General features: G+C 49.2%; 19 protein-coding genes. 13 read left to right on the top strand and 6 right to left on the bottom strand.

What is annotated here, in order from left to right; all coding sequences use genetic code 11:
• The first annotated feature begins 12 nt into the window (after nucleotides 1–12).
• The 12 genes from VCM39_RS11370 (at nucleotide 13) to VCM39_RS11315 (ending at nucleotide 9547) form a co-directional block, all read left to right on the top strand.
• The gene (locus VCM39_RS11370) at nucleotides 13–312 is read left to right on the top strand and encodes a DUF4134 domain-containing protein (protein WP_005800207.1); all 300 of its coding nucleotides are present in this window, start codon (nucleotides 13–15) and stop codon (nucleotides 310–312) included.
• Nucleotides 313–343: 31 nt separating this feature from the next.
• Complete coding sequence (locus VCM39_RS11365) at nucleotides 344–679, top strand: DUF4133 domain-containing protein (protein ID WP_005800206.1); 336 nt, start codon at nucleotides 344–346, stop codon at nucleotides 677–679.
• The gene (locus VCM39_RS11360) at nucleotides 664–3174 is read left to right on the top strand and encodes a TraG family conjugative transposon ATPase (RefSeq protein ID WP_196031164.1); all 2511 of its coding nucleotides are present in this window, start codon (nucleotides 664–666) and stop codon (nucleotides 3172–3174) included. Before VCM39_RS11365 ends, VCM39_RS11360 begins: the two co-directional genes overlap by 16 nt.
• Before the next feature lie 6 nt (nucleotides 3175–3180).
• On the top strand, nucleotides 3181–3453 hold the full coding sequence (locus VCM39_RS11355; protein WP_005800204.1) for a DUF3876 domain-containing protein: 273 nt from the start codon (nucleotides 3181–3183) through the stop codon (nucleotides 3451–3453).
• A gap of 77 nt (nucleotides 3454–3530) precedes the next feature.
• A complete protein-coding gene (locus VCM39_RS11350) occupies nucleotides 3531–4160 on the top strand; it encodes a DUF4141 domain-containing protein (protein ID WP_007485401.1) in 630 nt (209 codons plus the stop codon).
• Between the two features lies 1 nt (nucleotide 4161).
• Nucleotides 4162–5169: a conjugative transposon protein TraJ gene (gene traJ / locus VCM39_RS11345; protein ID WP_065763076.1), complete on the top strand. Its 1008-nt coding sequence runs from the start codon at nucleotides 4162–4164 to the stop codon at nucleotides 5167–5169.
• 23 nt (nucleotides 5170–5192) lie between these two features.
• Complete coding sequence (gene traK, locus VCM39_RS11340) at nucleotides 5193–5816, top strand: conjugative transposon protein TraK (RefSeq protein WP_005776802.1); 624 nt, start codon at nucleotides 5193–5195, stop codon at nucleotides 5814–5816.
• 19 nt (nucleotides 5817–5835) lie between these two features.
• A complete protein-coding gene (locus tag VCM39_RS11335) occupies nucleotides 5836–6162 on the top strand; it encodes a TraL conjugative transposon family protein (protein WP_005800198.1) in 327 nt (108 codons plus the stop codon).
• Nucleotides 6110–7438 carry a conjugative transposon protein TraM gene (gene traM / locus VCM39_RS11330; protein WP_005800196.1) on the top strand — a complete coding sequence of 443 codons (1329 nt, stop codon included), beginning with the start codon at nucleotides 6110–6112 and terminating at the stop codon, nucleotides 7436–7438. The genes VCM39_RS11335 and traM overlap by 53 nt, the downstream gene beginning before the upstream one ends.
• A gap of 41 nt (nucleotides 7439–7479) precedes the next feature.
• On the top strand, nucleotides 7480–8499 hold the full coding sequence (gene traN, locus VCM39_RS11325; protein WP_005800195.1) for a conjugative transposon protein TraN: 1020 nt from the start codon (nucleotides 7480–7482) through the stop codon (nucleotides 8497–8499).
• A gap of 1 nt (nucleotide 8500) precedes the next feature.
• Nucleotides 8501–9085 (top strand): conjugal transfer protein TraO, encoded by a 585-nt coding sequence (locus tag VCM39_RS11320; RefSeq protein WP_005800194.1) that lies wholly within the window; start codon nucleotides 8501–8503, stop codon nucleotides 9083–9085.
• Nucleotides 9086–9100: 15 nt separating this feature from the next.
• Nucleotides 9101–9547 carry a DUF3872 domain-containing protein gene (locus VCM39_RS11315; protein ID WP_005800192.1) on the top strand — a complete coding sequence of 149 codons (447 nt, stop codon included), beginning with the start codon at nucleotides 9101–9103 and terminating at the stop codon, nucleotides 9545–9547.
• Nucleotides 9548–9628: 81 nt separating this feature from the next.
• Here VCM39_RS11315 and VCM39_RS11310 read toward each other — a convergent pair whose 3' ends face one another.
• From VCM39_RS11310 to VCM39_RS11285, 6 genes are read right to left on the bottom strand one after another with little or no spacing between them, the layout of a single operon-like run.
• The gene (locus VCM39_RS11310) at nucleotides 9629–9886 is read right to left on the bottom strand and encodes a DUF3873 domain-containing protein (protein ID WP_050443744.1); all 258 of its coding nucleotides are present in this window, start codon (nucleotides 9884–9886) and stop codon (nucleotides 9629–9631) included.
• A 27-nt stretch (nucleotides 9887–9913) separates the two neighbouring features.
• Nucleotides 9914–10501, bottom strand: coding sequence for a hypothetical protein (locus VCM39_RS11305; protein WP_005800188.1), 588 nt, complete (start codon nucleotides 10499–10501; stop codon nucleotides 9914–9916).
• Nucleotides 10502–10521: 20 nt separating this feature from the next.
• Complete coding sequence (locus tag VCM39_RS11300; protein WP_005800187.1) at nucleotides 10522–10779, bottom strand: hypothetical protein; 258 nt, start codon at nucleotides 10777–10779, stop codon at nucleotides 10522–10524.
• Nucleotides 10780–10797: 18 nt separating this feature from the next.
• Nucleotides 10798–11016: a hypothetical protein gene (locus VCM39_RS11295; protein WP_005776813.1), complete on the bottom strand. Its 219-nt coding sequence runs from the start codon at nucleotides 11014–11016 to the stop codon at nucleotides 10798–10800.
• 6 nt (nucleotides 11017–11022) lie between these two features.
• The gene (locus tag VCM39_RS11290; protein ID WP_005800185.1) at nucleotides 11023–11511 is read right to left on the bottom strand and encodes an SLOG family protein; all 489 of its coding nucleotides are present in this window, start codon (nucleotides 11509–11511) and stop codon (nucleotides 11023–11025) included.
• A gap of 11 nt (nucleotides 11512–11522) precedes the next feature.
• Nucleotides 11523–11786, bottom strand: a complete 264-nt coding sequence (locus tag VCM39_RS11285; protein WP_005800183.1) for a hypothetical protein — start codon at nucleotides 11784–11786, stop codon at nucleotides 11523–11525.
• 566 nt (nucleotides 11787–12352) lie between these two features.
• On the opposite strand from VCM39_RS11285, the gene VCM39_RS11280 reads away from it, so the two are divergent.
• Nucleotides 12353–12625 carry a hypothetical protein gene (locus VCM39_RS11280; protein ID WP_005800181.1) on the top strand — a complete coding sequence of 91 codons (273 nt, stop codon included), beginning with the start codon at nucleotides 12353–12355 and terminating at the stop codon, nucleotides 12623–12625.
• Nucleotides 12626–12664 lie beyond the last annotated feature (39 nt).

Raw genomic sequence — 12664 nt, 5'->3', positions numbered from 1 at the left:
TTCAATTATTTTATGAATACGAAACAACTTGTGTTCGTGGCGGTTATGCTAATCGCCACAGGCTCGCTCTATGCGCAAGGAAATGGATCGGCCGGTATCACGGAAGCGACGAAAATGGTCACAAGCTACTTCGATCCGGGAACGAAATTGTGCTACGCGATCGGAGCTGTGGTAGGTCTGGTCGGCGGGATTAAGGTGTACAACAAGTTCAGCTCCGGCGATCCGGATACCTCGAAAACGGCGGCGAGCTGGTTTGGTGCGTGTATCTTTTTAATCGTGGCTGCCACTATTCTTCGTTCATTCTTTCTCTAAGAACCGGATTCACCTATATATAATAATGTATATGAATTATGAACTGAACAAGGGAATCGGCGAGAGTGCGGAGTTCAAGGGACTCAAGGCTCAATATCTTTTTATTTTCGTCGGTGGGCTGCTGGCTCTGTTCGTGCTGTTTGTCATTCTTTATATGGCCGGCATGAACCAGTGGTTCTGCATTGCTTTCGGCGTAATATCCGCATCCGTATTGGTCCGGCTGACTTTCCATCTGAACGGCAAGTTCGGGGAACACGGACTGATGAAGCTGCTGGCCAGGAAACAGCATCCCCGCTACCTGATCAACCGGATCAGTCCCCGGAAACTATTCACGATTAAAAAGAAGAACGTATGCGTAACACACTAAAGGCTGCCACATTGGAAAGCAAGTTTCCGCTTCTCGCCGTCGAAGCGGACTGTATCATCTCCAAAGATGCGGACATCACCGCCGTCTTTGAGGTGGATCTGCCCGAACTCTTCACGGTGACGGCAGCTGAATACGAGGCTGTCCATGCGGCATGGGCAAAGGCAATCAAGGTATTGCCCAATTATACGGTGGTACATAAGCAGGATTGGTTTATCCGGGAGGATTACCGCAGCCAGACGGACAAGGAGAATCTAAGTTTCCTTTCCCGAAGCTACGAGATGCACTTCAACGAGCGTCCTTTCTTGAACCATAAATGCTATCTGTACCTGACCAAAACGACGAAAGAGCGCATGAGGATGCAGAGCAGCTTCTCTTCGCTGTGCAGGGGATTCATCATCCCCAAGGAGGTGGACAAGGATACCACCGCCCATTTTCTGGATACGGTGGGGCAATTCGCCCGTATCGTGAACGATACAGGGCTGGTACACCTAAGACGGCTCGTCGGTGATGAGATTACCGGCACGGAGAATAAGGCCGGACTGGTGGAGAAATATTTCTGTCTGTCAATGGAAAATACCACTGCACTGGAAGACATCGAACTCGGAGATGACGGCCTGCGTGTCGGTGACAAGCACGTTTCGGTACATACGCTCTCGGAACTGGATGCGTTGCCTGGCAAGGTGGGTACGGACTGCCGGTATGAAAGACTGTCAACGGACAAAAGCGACTGCAAGCTGTCATTCGCCAGTCCGGTAGGCCTGCTGCTCTCGTGCAATCACCTGTACAACCAGTATATTTTTCTGGATGACAGCGGCGAGAATCTGCAACGTTTTGAGAAGAACGCACGTAACATGCAGTCGCTTTCGAAGTACTCACGGAGTAACCAAATTAATAAAGAGTGGATCGATCTGTACCTGAATGACGCACATTCGTTCGGGCTTACCTCGGTGCGTGCCCATTGCAACATCATCGCATGGACGGACAATCCTATGGAGGTGAAGAATATGCGTAATGACGTGGGCAGCCAGATCGCCATGATGGAATGCAAGCCACGCCATAATACGGTGGACGCCGCCACGCTGTACTGGGCGGCGATGCCGGGGAACGGCGCTGACTTTCCGGCAGAGGAGAGCTTCTACACGTTCATCGAACAGGCTCTCTGCTTCTGGGTGGAAGAAACGAACTACCGCAGCTCCGTTTCACCTTTCGGACTGAAGATGTCAGACCGTATCAGCGGGAAACCGCTGCATGTGGACATTTCCGACCTGCCGATGAAGCGTGGCGTAACCACCAACCGCAACAAATTCGTATTGGGCGGTTCGGGAAGCGGCAAGTCATTCTTTATGAATCATTTGGCGAGGCAATATTATGAACAGGGCACGCACGTGGTATTGATCGACACGGGAAACAGTTACCAGGGGCTTTGCTCGCTGATACACCAGAAGAGCGGTGGAAAGGACGGTATCTATTTCACTTATACGGACGAAAACCCGATAGCGTTCAACCCTTTTTTCACGGATGATAAAGTTTTCGATATTGAGAAGCGTGAGAGTATCAAGACACTGATCCTCACACTCTGGAAAAAGGACAATGAACCGGCGACACGTTCGGAAGAAGTGGCTCTGTCCAATGCGGTGTCCCTGTATATCAGACGCATCAAGGAGGATGAAAGCATCGTTCCCTCGTTCAACACCTTCTACGAGTTCGTGAAAACGGACTACCGGAGGATACTGGAAGAGAAAGAAGTCCGGGAAAAGGATTTCGACCTTGCGGGGTTCCTGAACGTGCTGGAGCCTTATTACCGTGGTGGAGAATATGATTTCCTGCTTAACTCCGACAAGCAGCTTGACTTGCTCGGTAAGCGGTTTATCGTCTTCGAAATTGATCAGATCAAAGATCATCCCATTCTTTTTCCGGTGACGACTATTATTATTATGGAGCTGTTTATCAACAAGATGCGTCGTCTGAAAGGGGTACGCAAGATGATCATCATAGAGGAAGCGTGGAAGGCCATTGCCAAAGAAGGGATGGCGGACTATATCCGCTACCTGTTCAAGACTGTCCGCAAATTTTACGGAGAGGCGGTTGTTGTGACGCAGGAAGTCGATGACATCATTTCCTCTCCTATCGTGAAGGAGTCTATTGTAAACAATAGCGATTGCAAGATTTTGCTTGACCAGAGGAAGTATCTTAACAAGTTCTCGCGGATACAGTCCCTGCTGGGGCTGACGGACAAGGAAAAGGCGCAGATCCTGTCGGTGAACATGTCTAATGATCCGAGGCGCAAATACAAGGAGGTCTGGTTCGGATTGGGGGGCGTACAGTCAACGGTGTACGCCACAGAGGTATCGCCCGAAGAATATCTGTGCTACACGACCGAAGAGAGCGAGAAAGTGGAAGTGGAACAACTGGCGAAACAGCTGGGCGGCAATATCGAACTGGCTATCCGAAGGCTTGCGGAAAAGAAACGGAATCAAAACAATGAAATACCGTAAGTGCTTATGGAGTATGAAACCTTGTTTCCGCTCTACTGGATATGCGGGGAGTGGAAAAGCAGCCGCAAGTCGCCGCCCGTCACCGTATTCCGTGATGGTGGTACATACAAGATTGCCCTGACCTACCACCTTGATGCGGTGGTGGTCGGCACGATCCACCAAAGCGGCGGCATCATCTGGGCGGATCTTCTGGGAAGGGTGCAGCTCGCTTATGACCGGGAGGAAGACCGTCTGGTGCTGGCTACCGAAGGGATATATGTACGTGCGGATGATTCATAAGAAAAAGGAGAACTCCGGTTCTCCTGTAAATGGAAAGAAAACTATCCGATTTATTTAACGTTAAAATTTTAAAAGACATGAAACGAATAATGGCTGTCTGTCTGGCCGGGCTGCTTTGTCCGACTATGGCGGTAAAGGCGCAATGGGTAACGTTCGATCCCTCGAACCTTGCACAAAGCATCGTGAATACGACCCGTAACGTGGTGCAGACCACGACGACGGCAGAAAATATGGTGAAGAATTTTCAGGAAACAGTCAAGATCTACGAACAGGGGAAGCGTTATTACGACGCTTTGAAAGCGGTCAACAATCTGGTGAAAGATGCCCGTAAGGTGCAGCAGACCGTTCTCTTGGTCGGTGAAATATCGGACATCTATGTAAATTCTTTCCAGAAAATGCTGACGGACGGGAACTATACGCCGGACGAGCTTTCGGCAATCGCCTCCGGATATGCGAAGATGCTGGAAGAAAGCAGTGGTATGCTGAACGAGATGAAGATCGTTGTGACCTCCACCGGCCTTTCCATGACGGACAAGGAGCGCATGGACGTGATAGACCGTGTGTACCGTGACGTGAGGAACCAACGCAATCTGGTCAGGTATTACACGAACCGGAACATCGGTATCTCTTACCTGCGTGCGAAAAAGAAGAATGATACCCAAAGGGTGCTGGACTTGTACGGAACGGACAATCAAAAATACTGGTGACATGACAGGCGAGGAAACTTTCGGCAACCTTCACGAAGTGTTGCGTAACCTTTATGACGAGATGATGCCGCTCTGTTCGGACATCACGGGTGTGGCTACCGGAGTGGCTGCGCTGGGTGCGCTGTTCTATGTGGCCTCACGGGTGTGGCAGGCTCTTTCGAGAGCCGAGCCGATTGACATTTATCCGCTCTTCAGACCTTTTTGTCTGGGGGTGTGCATCATGTTTTTCCCCACATTCGTTCTGGGGACTATCAACGGTATCATGAGTCCGGTGGTCACCGGCTGCCACAGTATCATGGAAGGCCAGACACTGAACATACGGGAGTATTCCGAGAAGCGGCAGAAACTGGAATACGAGGCGATGACGAGAAATCCGGAAACGGCGTATCTGGTCGATAACGAGGAATATGAACGCCAGATCGAGGATCTGGGATGGTCGCCTTCGGATTTGAAGGCCATGGCGGGCATGGCGGCGGAACGCCTTAAATACCAGGCCAGGCAGAGCGTGAGCAATTTCTTCCGCAGCTTTCTGGAACTGCTGTTCCAGTCGGTTTCGCTGGTACTGGACACGCTGAGAACCTTCTTCCTGATCGTATTGAGCATTCTGGGACCTTTGTCATTCGCCATATCGGTGTACGACGGCTTCCACAATACAATGATCCAATGGATTTGCCAGTATATCAGCATCTATCTGTGGCTGCCCATATCCGACCTGTTCAGCTCCGTGCTGGCAAGGATTCAGGTGCTGATGATCGAGAAGGACATCGCCGCACTAAGCGATCCCGCCTATGTGCCCGACGTGAACAATTCTGCTTACATCATCTTCATGCTGATAGCCATTGTCGGGTATTTCACTATCCCGACAGTATCAATGTGGGTGATTCAGGCATCGGGAGCCGGTAATTATGGCAAACAGGTGAACTCGTGGTCGCTAAAGGGCGGACGTGCTGCTGCCGCCATCACCGGTGCTTCCATCGGGCATATAGCCGGCAAGTTAAGAGGAAGATGAACCAACGTAAATATTAGAGATGTATGGAATTTAAAAGTTTAAAGAATATAGAAACGAGCTTCCGGCAAATTCGCACGATGGGGATCGTGTTCGTTTCGCTCTGTGCTCTGGTTACCGGCTATGCTCTCTGGAGCTCCTACCGGTTCGCCGAACGGCAGAGGGAGAAAATCTATGTGCTGGACAATGGGAAGTCCCTGATACTTGCTCTTTCCCAAGACCTTTCGCAGAACAGGCCGGTGGAGGCGAAAGAACATATCCGGCGTTTCCACGAGCTGTTTTTCACTTTGTCGCCCGATAAGGCGGCTATCGAGTCGAATATCCGCCGGGCGTTGTTCCTGTGCGACGAGAGTGCGTTCCGCTACTACAAGGACTGGGAGGAAAAGGGGTATTACAACCGTATAATCTCGGCCAATATCAACCAGAGCATCCGGGTGGACAGCGTGGCGTGCGACTTCAACAGCTACCCGTATGTGGTGACAACTTACGCACGGCAGTCGCTCGTCAGGTCGAGTAACATCACGGAACGGAGCCTTGTAACCCGTTGCCGGCTGTTGAACTCGGTCAGGTCGGACAATAACCCGCACGGCTTCACGATGGAGCAGTTCAATATCGTGGAGAACCGGGATTTGAGAACCGTTGAACGATAACTTAAAAAAAAGACAGGAAATGAACCGATTGAAAAAATGGATCAGGTACGTGCCTGACAGGATAGACGACGGACTCCGCTATCTGTGCGGACGGATGTCGCCCGATGTACGGCTCGTCTGCGTGGTGGCCATGCTCACCGGCTTCGGCTGTCTGTCGATATACATGACGGTATCTTCGATATACCGCATCGGCAGGCATGAGGGGGAGCAGTTGCAAATGGAGCATATCAGGCGGATGGAACTGTACAGGGGGATAAACAAGGATAGTATAAATATTAAAAATCAGGTGGATTATGGAGAACCTAAAAAATCAGGAACGGCAACCGGCGAACGCTGCAACGCCTGAAAAAGCGGAAGAGAAAGGGCAAACGCCGAAACAGGGGAAGAAAGAGGCCAAACCTCTGACTCCGGAAGAGATGCTCAAACGAAAGAAGATGCTCGTGTATCCGTTGTTCTTTCTCGTGTTTCTGGGAGCGATGTGGCTGATATTCGCTCCTTCTGACAGCGACGAGCCATTAAGGGAGGGATTCAACGTGGATGTCCCGATGCCGGAGGACAAGGGGCTGCTGTCGGATAAAAAGACCGCCTACGAACAAAGTGCCTTTGAAAAGAAACAAAAGGAGAAAATGAACACGCTCCAGGATCTGGCGGTATCGCTGGAACAGGAAGAGCCGGTGGCGGACGAGGTATTCCTGACGGAAAAGGACACGGACAACGGCAGTCCGTCTATCCGTTCCTCCGCCAATGCCTATCAGGACATCAACCGGCAGTTGGGCAGTTTTTATGAAACACGGCCTGCGGAAGATGACCAGAAAACGCTGGAACTGGAATGGCGTATTCAGGAGCTGGAGCGTCAGGCGGAGGAAGAGCGCAAGGCCAGAGAAAACGGTGAGGAACAACTGCGGCTGATGGAGAAGTCCTACGAGATGGCGGCAAGGTACATGCCGGGCAGCGGTGGCGAAACCAAACAGGTCGCCGTGTCCTCCTCTACGGGTAAAATGCCGGTCTGCCCGGTTACGCAGGTAACGGAACGGGTGGTCAGCCTGCTGACCGCACCCCTGTCCGATGAAGGGTTCGCCAGACAGTACGGCAAGCCCAGAAACATGGGTTTCCACACGGTGGGGACAGTCCGGAGCCGTACGGAAAGGAACGGTATCCGTGCCTGCGTGTACAGGACGGTAACGGTTTCGGGCAGCGACGGTCAGGAGGTGGGACTCCGCCTGCTGGAGCCGGTGCAGGCCGGAGAGTTGTACATACCCGCCAACACGATACTGACCGGCACGGCGAAAATCAGCGGTGAACGTATGGAAATCACCGTTTCCTCGGTCGCCTTTCAGGGAACAATCCTGCCGGTGGAACTGGATGCTTATGACACGAGGGGCATGAAGGGCATTGAGGTCAGGGGATCGCAGGAGCTTACCGCCGTCAAGGAGATGGCGGCCAACATGGGTTCGGCAATGGGAAGCAGCATCAATATCTCCGCCAATGCCGGTGCACAGCTGGCTGCGGACTTGGGCAAAGGGGTGATACAGGGGGCATCGCAATACCTTTCCACAAAGTTCAGGAGTGCCAAGGCGACTTTGAAGGCGGATTACGAGCTATTGCTCGTGTCAAGACAATAAACGGTTAAAATCAATTTATTAATCAAGAAAAAACAACAAGCATGAAAAAAGTAATTTTAATGATGGCTTTTGCCATTGGTATGACCGGTGCGTATGCACAAAAGACCGTGAAAGTGGAAAAGACGGGAAATGACACGGAAGAAACGGCGGATTCCGGAGAAACGGGAACCACGCCGCTGCCGGATAAGGAGGACGCAAGGCGCAGCCCGTCCACCGGTGATTTGTTTGACGGGCTGACACGTCCGGTGACATTCGACCGGATGGTTCCTCCATACGCCTTGGAGGTGACATTTAATAAAACTGTACACCTTATCTTCCCGGCTGCTATCAAGTATGTGGATCTGGGATCGGCTGACATTCTTGCCGGCAAAGCGGACGGTTCGGAGAACGTGCTTCGGGTGAAAGCGGCGTTGAGGGACTTCTCCCGTGAAACGAATCTGGCGGTGATCACGGATGACGGCAGCTATTATACATTCAACGTGAAGTATGCGGACGAGCCGGCCAAGCTGAATATCGAGATGAAAGACTTCATCCATGATGGCGAGGCGGTGAACCGGCCGAACAACTCGCAGGAAATCTACCTTACGGAACTCGGCAGCGAGTCCCCGCTGCTGGTACGGCTGATCATGAAGTCCGTCTATGACAACAACAAACGTCTGGTGAAGCATATCGGCTGCAAGCGCTTCGGTATCCAGTACATCCTGAAGGGGATTTATACGCACAACGGTCTGCTTTATTTCCATACGGAACTGAAAAACGCTTCCAACGTGCCATTCTCCGTTGACTTTGTCACTTTTAAGGTGGTGGATAAAAAGGTTGCAAAACGTACCGCCATTCAGGAACAGGTTATCGTGCCGCTTCGTGCCTTCAACTATGTGACGGCGGTTGACGGAAAGAGCAAGGAACGGACGGTATTTACCCTGCCCAAATTCACCCTTCCGGATGACAAGCAGCTGGTTGTCGAGATGAACGAACAGAACGGGGGAAGGCATCAGCGGTTTATTCTGACCAACGCCGAGCTGATCCGTGCCAGAGTCATTAACGAGCTGAAGGTGAAATAGTATGAAAAGGGTCTCTGTTATTATATGTATACTTTTGTGCTTTGTCCTGACGGACAAGGCACATGCCCAACGTTGCCTGCCCAGTACAAAAGGGCTGCGTATTACCGCCGGCATGACGGACGGCTTTCACACTGCGGACAAACGTAACGAGCTGGGTTACCATTTCGGGATGGGAATGGACAGATATGTGAACGGCTGCCATAAGTGGGTATTCGGTGGCGAGTATCTCCAGAAGTATTATCCATACAAGGACATACGTGTCCCGGTTTCCCAATTCACTGCGGAAGGCGGCTATTATTATAATTTCCTTTCGGATGCCAACAAGGTGTTTCTCTGCTATGCCGGCGGTTCGGTGTTGGCGGGATATGAAACCGTGAATTGGGGCACAGGCATGCTGTTCGATGGTTCACGCCTGTGTGTCGGGGATGCGTTTGTCTATGGCGGTGCGGTATCGCTGGAGATAGAAACCTACCTTGCCAATCAGGTGGTATTGCTGTTCCATGCCCGTGAGCGTTGCCTCTGGGGAAATGACAGCGGACACTTTCATTTCCAGTTCGGGGTGGGATTGAAAATTATTTTGAATTGATAAAACAATAATAGAATGAAAAAGATGATTGAAAGCATGATTATAGCAGGTTGTATGCTGGTAGCCTTGTTATATATGACCGCCTGTTCTGACAAATTGGACGTTCAGCAGATGTATGAGTTTGATCTGGCGACCTTGCCGGTGCAGACGACAATCGTAAAGGGCGAGGAAGCGGAAATCCGTTGTCAACTTGTAAGAAGCGGCGAGTATCAGGACACCAAATACTTCATCAGGTACTTCCAACCGACAGGCAAAGGGGAGCTTCGCATGGAGAACGGTACGGTTTTGTTGCCGAACGACCTGTATCCGTTACCGGAAGAAACATTCAGGCTCTATTACAGGTCATTTGGCACAGACCAGCAGAAAATAGACATTTACATTCTTGATTCCTTCGGTCAGGTTGTGCAAAAGTCTTTTGCCTTTAATAATGAAGCGGAAGATGAAAAGGAGGATACCGAATGATTTATGCCGGATATACCCCGAAAAAAAAGCAGCGACAACGCTGAGTGGAGAAACTGAATGAAAACCTAATGAGATCCCCCCTTACCGGCTTCCATTCCGGTAAAGGGGGCTTGTTCCTGTATTATTTCTTATCCTCTTTTTTTTAAGCCACTCGTTGCACCGTCGCCTGCACTCTTCCAATGTGGGCTTCACACAGGAGAAAAGTTCGTTGTCTGCCGTATCCCTATAATCATAGTGATAGAACGTGCGCCTTTTCCGTCCTACGGTCATTTGGAATTTTTCATATTTCTCACCCGTCTTGCAGGTTGAAACTCCGTTCTCGTTCATTTTTGTTGCCATAACTTATGATTTTATAGTTCGTGAATATTAAAACAGACTTAACTGTCGGGGCTGTGTGTATTTCCGCTTGATTTCCAACAGTTTTCCTTTCAGACTGCGGATAACCTTTGGGTTGTAATTGCTTCTGTCGGAAACAGACCAACGTTCCGCTTTATTGTATTGTTGCTCCAACAGGCGGATTCCTTGTCGGATAGCTTCCTTATAATCTCTGACAGGTTCATCCCAAACGGACGGGTGGCTACCGCCTCCGGCTGTGCCGGTACACCAGTCGATGGCTACCGCATACGTCCCGTCAACGGATTGCCCGATATGGATCGTGTTGAAGGTGTCTAACTTGATTTCCTCTATTATCGGCAACATGCCATTTATCCAACCGTGTTCGTTGAACTGCTTGCCGACATAACCGAAAATCATCCCTCTTTCATACGTGCGTACATTGAGTATGATATGTCGTACACTCTTGCCAAAACTCTCGAAATAAGCGATTTGTTCCGTGTCATTACGGCGTACTGCCAACAAGTAACGGAGGACTGCACTACGCTCTACCCTGCAAGGGTTGTACTCTACAATCTCCTGCAATTTCTCTTCTCGTGTCATTTGGGATATTGGTTTCATATCATTTATGTATTAGAGGGTTAAAATGTTGCAATGAATAACCGGCTTTGGATGAACTGCATGCTTCCTTTGGAAATGCGCTGGTTGCACCAGAAATGGTGTGAGCCGTAGCCGTAGGTGAAAAACTCGTCCAGTTCGGTCGTTTCCCGAAGTTTGTCAATGGATTGGCGGAGTTCCTCTTCTGTCCGGCAAAAGAGAAGGGTGTTTACCAGTCGGATAAGGAGTGCAGGGATTTTTTCATCCCATGCACAAATTGTGGTTTCAAACGTTACGTTCATATTTTTCTGATTTATTCATTAGACAGTCATTTTCAAAATCTCTCTCCAGTATATCGGCTCCACCTCACTGAGAAGGAAATCGATAAAATCTTTTCTCGCTTCTTTGCACAATTCCTGGTAAAGCTCTCCAAAGGTGGTGATGTTGCCGTTCAGGTAGGTTTCCACCATGTACTCGAAAATGTTGCTTACCTCGTAATATCTGCACTGCTGTGCGACAGTCCTGCTGTATCGTTTCATAAGGCTTTATTTATAAAGATTTATAATGATTCTGTTCATTATCCGTGCTTTTCCTACGGTATAATAAGTACCGCCATAGGGCTGCTTGTCCCAATAGGCTAAAACAATCTCGGAGTTGTCAATCAGGTAGTCGTTCCTGTGGTGGAAGCAGCCTTTGCGGTAATCTTCTCGGAGAATGACCGTTTCATCGGCAGTTTTCATTATCCGGTCGTATAAGGACTTGTTCTCCGGCCGGTATCTGTTTGACTGCCGGCTGAACGGCACAACGGCAATGAGTCGAATGTCCGTGTATTCCGCTTTAAGGGCAGTTACCGCTTGGGCTGCAAGCAAATCGAAGCCTTCCGCCATTCCGCTTAGAAAGTAGCGATAGCCCAGACTATACAACCTTCTTACTTGCGAAACTATATCCAGATAAAGATGCAGCATACCGACTTGGAGGATACGCTCTGAACGGTGTCCGGTGAACGCTACTGATTTTGTAATATCCATTGTCATAACTGTATGTGTTAAAGAATTAATAACCAAATGATAATCCCGACTACGACTGCAAAGGAGAGAATGGAAACCAGACACCCCCATGCGGAGCGGATCACGTCCGTTATCAGTTCTTTTGCGAGCCATAAACCGATAAACCACGCTAAAAGACTGCCACCGTACAGACTCCAACAGCAGCCTGAAAGAAGGAGCCGAACTAACCAGCCAAACAATTTATGCAGAGGCAGATTGAGTCTGTTCTTATTTCCTTTATGTATTTCTCTTGCTGTTTTCATAATCACGACATTTTTTTTATGCATTGACGAGTTGAGCTGACTTATTTCATGTGCGTCAAAAGGTCGGGTTTAGGAAAAACAAGGTTTTGGGTAAAAATACCTCGTGCCATTATGGCGCAGGGAAGATTTTTTTCAAAACCGGAACGGCTTGACCTTGTTTTTCCGTTAAGAACCCGAAGTACCTTTGCACTTGAATAAGTTAGTTTAATTCGTTCCTTTGCTTTAAATGTGGAGTGATGGCTACTGAAAACAGTGAGAGAAATACCCCGAAGGAAGTTAGCCTTAAACTTTGCTTAAAATCGTTGTGTTATAAATCCCTTATACATAAAGCGATGATTAATACGAAAAAAATTCTACCTTTGTGTTAGCGATGCAAATAGCATCGTGTAATCTGTTCGTTTACCGTAGTCCAGAAATCGCCAATTTCAAAAATACAGAGGTAAATGAACCAGGTAGGTTATATACTTTGACGTAACCTGTCGGTTCACTCTGTATTGAGCGTTTGGCGATGCTTTGGACTTGTGACTGGCAGCGTTACGTCAATTTAATATAATAACGTTATTGTTATGGATTTACAATCGACTCTCCTGAAAGGAGTAGTCCGGTCTTCAGAAGATGGGCTTTTCTATCTGTTTCCCATTCAGAGTCTATCTACATTGCAAGAGATGAAAGGGCATTTGACCTGTGCGATAGATGTCTTGAGCAATCCGGATGAAAGTGATGTGGAAAAGCGTTTGGACGCAGTTCGGACATTGAACAGCCTTGTGGCTGCATTGAGTGTTAATGACGGTGATCACTATGATGTGATAGATACTGCCTTTGAGGAGATCAGAGAGTAAAAAAACAGAGCGATATAATAAAAGCCTTCCTATTTCAAA

This window comes from Bacteroides mucinivorans, from assembly GCF_034654355.2.
Taxonomy (GTDB): Bacteria; Bacteroidota; Bacteroidia; order Bacteroidales; family Bacteroidaceae; genus Bacteroides; species Bacteroides nordii.
This window is presented reverse-complemented; position numbering and strand designations above follow the sequence as displayed.

What these genes read in the sequence shown, in the direction of transcription:
- traK (WP_005776802.1), top strand. Translation starts at nt 5,193, where the DNA reads ATGGAATTTAAAAGTTTAAAGAATATAGAAACGAGCTTCCGGCAAATT.
- VCM39_RS11315 (WP_005800192.1), top strand. Translation starts at nt 9,101, where the DNA reads ATGAAAAAGATGATTGAAAGCATGATTATAGCAGGTTGTATGCTGGTA.
- VCM39_RS11320 (WP_005800194.1), top strand. Translation starts at nt 8,501, where the DNA reads ATGAAAAGGGTCTCTGTTATTATATGTATACTTTTGTGCTTTGTCCTG.
- traM (WP_005800196.1), top strand. Translation starts at nt 6,110, where the DNA reads ATGGAGAACCTAAAAAATCAGGAACGGCAACCGGCGAACGCTGCAACG.
- VCM39_RS11295 (WP_005776813.1), bottom strand. Translation starts at nt 11,016, where the DNA reads ATGAAACGATACAGCAGGACTGTCGCACAGCAGTGCAGATATTACGAG.
- VCM39_RS11360 (WP_196031164.1), top strand. Translation starts at nt 664, where the DNA reads ATGCGTAACACACTAAAGGCTGCCACATTGGAAAGCAAGTTTCCGCTT.
- VCM39_RS11280 (WP_005800181.1), top strand. Translation starts at nt 12,353, where the DNA reads ATGGATTTACAATCGACTCTCCTGAAAGGAGTAGTCCGGTCTTCAGAA.
- VCM39_RS11365 (WP_005800206.1), top strand. Translation starts at nt 344, where the DNA reads ATGAATTATGAACTGAACAAGGGAATCGGCGAGAGTGCGGAGTTCAAG.
- VCM39_RS11370 (WP_005800207.1), top strand. Translation starts at nt 13, where the DNA reads ATGAATACGAAACAACTTGTGTTCGTGGCGGTTATGCTAATCGCCACA.
- VCM39_RS11285 (WP_005800183.1), bottom strand. Translation starts at nt 11,786, where the DNA reads ATGAAAACAGCAAGAGAAATACATAAAGGAAATAAGAACAGACTCAAT.
- VCM39_RS11335 (WP_005800198.1), top strand. Translation starts at nt 5,836, where the DNA reads ATGAACCGATTGAAAAAATGGATCAGGTACGTGCCTGACAGGATAGAC.
- VCM39_RS11300 (WP_005800187.1), bottom strand. Translation starts at nt 10,779, where the DNA reads ATGAACGTAACGTTTGAAACCACAATTTGTGCATGGGATGAAAAAATC.
- VCM39_RS11305 (WP_005800188.1), bottom strand. Translation starts at nt 10,501, where the DNA reads ATGAAACCAATATCCCAAATGACACGAGAAGAGAAATTGCAGGAGATT.
- traN (WP_005800195.1), top strand. Translation starts at nt 7,480, where the DNA reads ATGAAAAAAGTAATTTTAATGATGGCTTTTGCCATTGGTATGACCGGT.
- traJ (WP_065763076.1), top strand. Translation starts at nt 4,162, where the DNA reads ATGACAGGCGAGGAAACTTTCGGCAACCTTCACGAAGTGTTGCGTAAC.
- VCM39_RS11310 (WP_050443744.1), bottom strand. Translation starts at nt 9,886, where the DNA reads ATGGCAACAAAAATGAACGAGAACGGAGTTTCAACCTGCAAGACGGGT.
- VCM39_RS11350 (WP_007485401.1), top strand. Translation starts at nt 3,531, where the DNA reads ATGAAACGAATAATGGCTGTCTGTCTGGCCGGGCTGCTTTGTCCGACT.
- VCM39_RS11355 (WP_005800204.1), top strand. Translation starts at nt 3,181, where the DNA reads ATGGAGTATGAAACCTTGTTTCCGCTCTACTGGATATGCGGGGAGTGG.
- VCM39_RS11290 (WP_005800185.1), bottom strand. Translation starts at nt 11,511, where the DNA reads ATGACAATGGATATTACAAAATCAGTAGCGTTCACCGGACACCGTTCA.